This is a genomic window from Streptomyces sp. NPDC057474 (genome assembly GCF_042802555.1).
In the GTDB taxonomy this organism is placed as follows: Bacteria; Actinomycetota; Actinomycetes; order Streptomycetales; family Streptomycetaceae; genus Streptomyces.
Map to the genome: position 1 here is coordinate 1 of NZ_JBHVDX010000399.1, position 4,805 is coordinate 4,805.

Consider the following 4,805-nt stretch of genomic DNA (forward strand, 5'->3'; position numbering starts at 1 on the left):
CATGAAGTCCCGTACTGCCTGGGCGATCCCGTTCCCGCCCCAGGCCGTCCGCGGCCGGCAGACGGTGCGGTACGTGGACGAGCGTCTCGGCGACACGGCCGGCCGAGGTGACGGCCCTGCACGACAGCTGGGCGGACCGGGGCCGCAGGGCCCGGCTGCTCCGCGTGGAGCCGGTCGCGCACTCACCGCACCTGGACCCCCTCCTGGACGAGTACCGCGACACGCTGCGGACCATGGACCTCCGGCCCCCGCACACCCCGTTGATCTCCGACATCACGGCGACCGGTCGAGGCCGAGGCGACCGAACCGGAGTTCTGGGTAGGGGAGTTGTCCGATCCCGTGCGCTTCTCGGACGCGGTCGACCTGTTGCGCCGGGAGGGCGTGCAGACGTATCTCGAACTGGGTCCGGGCGAGGTCCTGGCGCGCATGATCGACGGGTATCCGCAGCCCGCCGAGGACGACACGGACAGGACACCGGCCGTCCTTCACCGTCGCCGGGACCGGAGGGTGCTGCCGGGCGGTTGAAAGTCGTTCCCGGTGCCCCGCGGCCCCGACGTAGGCTGAAGGTCCGCGCCCGGTCCCCACTCCCCGACCGACCTGCCGAGGAGCCTCGTGAGCACCCCTGAGACCACAGCCGAGCGGCAGCCACCCACCTGGCGGCTGCTGCTCGGTTATGTACGGCCCCATCGTTGGGCACTGCTGCTGGGCGCGTTGCTGTCCCTCGTCACCGGCGCCACCGGCCTCGCGCTGCCGCTGGTGGCCCGGGAGCTGATCGACGACCTCTCGCACGACCGGACCATCACCTGGGCGCTGGTCCTCATGTCCGTACTGGTGGTCACCAACGCGGCGGTGGGCGCGGTGGGTTCGTACGTACTGCGGCGCACCGCCGAGTCGGTGGTGCTCGGCGCGCGGCGCGCCCTGTCCTCGTATCTGCTGCGGCTGCGGATCACGGCGGTGGACCGCAGCGAGCCGGGCGACCTGATGGCGCGGATCACCTCCGACACCACCCTGCTGCGCGAGGTCACCACCGACACCCTGGTGGGCCTCGGCACCGGCGGGCTGACGCTGGTCGCGACGGTGGCGCTGATGGGACTGGTGGACCCGGTGCTGCTGGCCGTGACGCTGGGCGTGATCCTGGGCGCGGGCGTGGTGTTCGGGGTGATCGTGCCGCGCATCAACAAGGCCAGCCGGGCGGCGCAGGACGCGGTCGGCGCGATGGGCGCCTCGCTGGAGCGGATCCTCGGCGCGCTGCGCACGGTGAAGGCGTCCGGTGCCGAACACCGCGAGGAGGAGACGATCCACGCGGCGGCCGAGGAGTCGTGGCGGCAGAGCGTCCGGGCCGCCAAGTGGTCGGCCGCCGCCGGGAACACGGCCGGGCTCGCCATGCAGATCGCCTTCATCACCGTGCTGGCGGTGGGCGGCGCCCGGGTCGCGACCGGCGCGATCGACGTGGGCACGCTCGTGGCGTTCCTGCTGTACGTCTTCTATCTGATGTCGCCGATACAGCAGGTCGTGGGCGCGATCACCCAGTACCAGACCGGTGCCGCCGCGCTCTCCCGTATCCAGGAGGCGCTGCGGCTGCCCGCCGAACCCGCCTCGCGGCCCGCACCGCTGCCGTCCCCGGACGCGGCACCCGCCGCGCTCGCCTTCGACGAGGTCCGCTTCCGGTACGCCGACGATCTGCCGTACGTCCACCACGGGGTGACCTTCGAGGTCCCGGCCCGGGGCATGACGGCGTTCGTGGGCCCGTCGGGCGCGGGCAAGACCACGGTCTTCTCGCTCATCGAGCGGTTCTACGATCCCGAGGCGGGCATCGTCACGGTCGACGGCCGCGATGTCGCCGAGTGGGAACTGTCCCAACTGCGGTCCGCGATCGGTTACGTCGAGCAGGACGCGCCGGTGCTGTCCGGGACCCTGCGCGACAACCTGCTCCTTGGCAACCCGCAGGCCGACGAGGGCGACCTCACGCGGGTGCTGAAGACGACCCGGCTGGACGGTCTCATCGCCAAGCTCCCGCAGGGCCTGGAGACCCTGGTCGGCCACCGGGGCACCAAGCTGTCCGGCGGTGAGCGCCAGCGGGTCGCCATCGCCCGGGCCCTGCTGCGCCGCCCGCGTCTGCTGCTGCTCGACGAGGCGACGAGTCAGCTGGACGCGGTGAACGAGGCGGCGCTGCGCGACACGGTCGCCGATGTGGCCCGTACGACGACGGTGCTGGTCGTGGCCCACCGGCTGTCGACGGTGACGATGGCCGACCGGATCGTGGTCATGGACGCGGGCCGGGTCCGCGCGGTCGGCACCCATCGCGAACTCGTGGCCGCCGACCCGCTCTACGCGGAGTTGGCGGCCACTCAGTTCCTCGCGACGGCCGGTTAGCCGGCCCGGGGCGTCAGAAGGATCAGAAGGGGAAGTGCGCCTGCTGGGTGGCGATGGTCACCCAGCGGGTGTTGGAGAACGCCTCGATGCCCCAGCGGCCGCCGAAGCGCCCGTAGCCGGAGGCCTTCACGCCGCCGAAGGGGGCCATCGGCTCGTCGGCCACCGACTGGTCGTTGATGTGCACGATGCCGGTGCGGATGCGGCGGGCGACGGCGAGTCCGTGGGTGGCGTTCTCGGTGATGATGCCGCAGCTCAGGCCGTTGTCGGTGTCGTTGGCGACGGCCACGGCCGCGTCGTCGGCGGCGAACGTCTCCAGCACGCAGAGCGGTCCGAAGGACTCCTGGTAGTAGAGGTCGGCGTCCTTGGGGACGTCGGTCAGCACGGTCGCCGGGTGCACCGCGCCCTCCGGCTGTCCGCCCCCGGTGAGCACCGTGGCGCCCTTGGCGACGGCGTCCTTCACCAGCGCCGCGATCCGCTGGGCGGCGGAGGCGCTGACCAGCGGGCCGACCACCGTGTGCGGGTGGTTCGGGTCACCGGCCCGGAGGGTGGCGACCTTGGCGGTGAACTTCTGCGCGAACTCCTCGGCCAGCGACTCGTGGACGAGGATCCGGTCGCCGGACATGCAGATCTGCCCGGCGTTCATGAAGACGCTGAAGGTGACGGCGTCGACCGCGTAGTCCACGTCCGCGTCGTCGAGCACGATGACGGCGTTCTTGCCGCCCAACTCCAGTACGGCGGGCTTGAGATGGCGGGCCGCCAGCTCACCGATGATCCGGCCGACGCCGGTGGAGCCGGTGAAGTTCACCGCGCGCACCCGCTCGTCGGAGATCAGCGCCTCGGCGATCTCCGCCGCGTCCTCGGGTGCGTTGGTGACCACGTTCAGCACGCCGTCGGGCAGCCCCGCCTCCCGGAACACGTCCGCGACGAACAGCCCGCAGGCGATGGGCGCGTCCTCGCTGGGCTTGACGACGACGGTGTTGCCGGCGGCCAGCGGCGCCGCCACGGCCCGTACGCCGAGGATGACCGGCGCGTTCCACGGCGCGAACGCGGCGACCACGCCCAGCGGTTCACGCACCGCGAGGCTCAGCGCGCCCTCCTTCTGGGTGCCGAGGACCTCACCGCGCGGAGCGGTGATCGCGGAGGCCGCCTCGCGCAGGATGTTCGCTGCGAGCGCCACGTTGAAGTACGCCCACGGCCGGGTGCCGCCCGCCTCCCGGGCCATGATGTCGGCGACCTGGTCGCCCCGGCCCTCCAGCAGTTCGGCTGCCTTGAAGAAGATCGCCCGCCGGGCGAAGGGGGTGAGCGCGGCCCACTCCTCGAACGCGGCGTCGGCGGCGTCGACGGCCCGCCGGACGTCCTCCGGACCGGCCGCCGCGACCGTCGCGTACACCTCCCCCGTGTACGGGTCGAGGTCCTCGGCGGTGCGGCCGGACGTGGCGGGCACGTCCTTGCCGCCGATCAACAGGTCACGGGTCATGGCCATGGCGCGGCTTCCTCGGGGTACGTATCGACGACGGTACGTGATCGAGCATGATCGCTCGTGAGCGTTCGTAGTGTGAAATTCAATTACTTTACTGTTCCGTGATGTTCTGCCCGGGCCCCGGGAATGTCAAGAGCCCCACCGCGGTGTCCGCGCGGCGGGGCTCCCGGTCGGGTCGGTGACCTGGTGCAGTTCGTTCAGCCGGTTCGGCTCGTGGACCTGGTTGAGGCTCTTGAGCTGCTGCGAGGGACGCGGAAGGCTCTCCTTCTGCTCCTCGGGGAGGTCGCTGACGGCGAGCGAGTCCAGCACGGTCATCGGGCTGAACGTGGTCACGTCCGCGGTGGCGTCCGCGTTCACCATCGGTGCGGCCAGGCCCGTGAGGCGCAGGCCTCCCGCTGCGCTTGCCGGGTCCGGCGCGGCGGAGGAGCCTCGAAGGAGAGGCCTTTCGCGGCCCGCTCCCCCATGCCGGGCCACGGCCTTCGAAGGAGGTCACCCATGGGCACCTCGACGAGCCCCGCCTTCGACGTCGAAGCGCTGCGCCGGGGCACGGAGGAAGCGAACGCGGCGACACTGCTGTCGCTCTACGCGGACGACGCCCAGCTGCGCGTCGTGGACCGCAACACCCAGCCGAGCCACCCCAAGGTGATGCACGGCCGTTCCGAGATCGGCGCGATGTTCGACGACGTCTTCAGCCGGGAGATGACCCACAAGGTCGAGCAGTGCGTCGTCCAGGGCGACCAGGTCGCCTTCACCGAGTCCTGCGAGTACCCCGACGGGGTACGGGTCCTGGCGAGCTCGATGATCTCCGTGCGCGACGGCAAGATCATCGACCACACCATGATCCAGGCCTGGGACGATTGAAGTGCTCTCCCGGCTGAAGCCGGGAGATTCCTGCTTACCTTGCGGCAGCGGGCTTGACGCGTTTCGCGCGCCTGGCGACTGCCCTCCCGGC

At 71.5% G+C, this 4,805-nt stretch carries 5 protein-coding genes; 3 read left to right on the top strand and 2 right to left on the bottom strand.

From position 1 onward, the window contains the following. Positions 1-327 precede the first annotated feature (327 nt). Both ACFU53_RS46655 and ACFU53_RS46660 read left to right on the top strand, forming a co-directional pair. Positions 328-525 (top strand): hypothetical protein, encoded by a 198-nt coding sequence (locus ACFU53_RS46655; protein WP_384006352.1) that lies wholly within the window; start codon positions 328-330, stop codon positions 523-525. An 87-nt stretch (positions 526-612) separates the two neighbouring features. Further along, positions 613-2,373 carry an ABC transporter ATP-binding protein gene (locus ACFU53_RS46660; protein WP_384006354.1) on the top strand — a complete coding sequence of 587 codons (1,761 nt, stop codon included), beginning with the start codon at positions 613-615 and terminating at the stop codon, positions 2,371-2,373. 22 nt (positions 2,374-2,395) lie between these two features. Here the strand turns inward: ACFU53_RS46660 and ACFU53_RS46665 are convergent, their stop codons facing one another. Together ACFU53_RS46665 and ACFU53_RS46670 are read right to left on the bottom strand one after the other, a co-directional pair. After that, positions 2,396-3,856 (bottom strand): aldehyde dehydrogenase family protein, encoded by a 1,461-nt coding sequence (locus tag ACFU53_RS46665; RefSeq protein ID WP_384006356.1) that lies wholly within the window; start codon positions 3,854-3,856, stop codon positions 2,396-2,398. Positions 3,857-3,982: 126 nt separating this feature from the next. Continuing rightward, positions 3,983-4,213: a hypothetical protein gene (locus tag ACFU53_RS46670; RefSeq protein WP_384006358.1), complete on the bottom strand. Its 231-nt coding sequence runs from the start codon at positions 4,211-4,213 to the stop codon at positions 3,983-3,985. A 135-nt stretch (positions 4,214-4,348) separates the two neighbouring features. Between ACFU53_RS46670 and ACFU53_RS46675 the strand changes: the two genes are divergently transcribed. After that, positions 4,349-4,714, top strand: coding sequence for a nuclear transport factor 2 family protein (locus ACFU53_RS46675; protein ID WP_384006360.1), 366 nt, complete (start codon positions 4,349-4,351; stop codon positions 4,712-4,714). Positions 4,715-4,805 lie beyond the last annotated feature (91 nt).

Excerpts from the sequence above, each read along its gene's own strand:
- ACFU53_RS46665 (WP_384006356.1), bottom strand. The coding sequence starts at position 3,856 with ATGGCCATGACCCGTGACCTGTTGATCGGCGGCAAGGACGTGCCCGCC.
- ACFU53_RS46670 (WP_384006358.1), bottom strand. The coding sequence starts at position 4,213 with ATGGTGAACGCGGACGCCACCGCGGACGTGACCACGTTCAGCCCGATG.
- ACFU53_RS46675 (WP_384006360.1), top strand. The coding sequence starts at position 4,349 with ATGGGCACCTCGACGAGCCCCGCCTTCGACGTCGAAGCGCTGCGCCGG.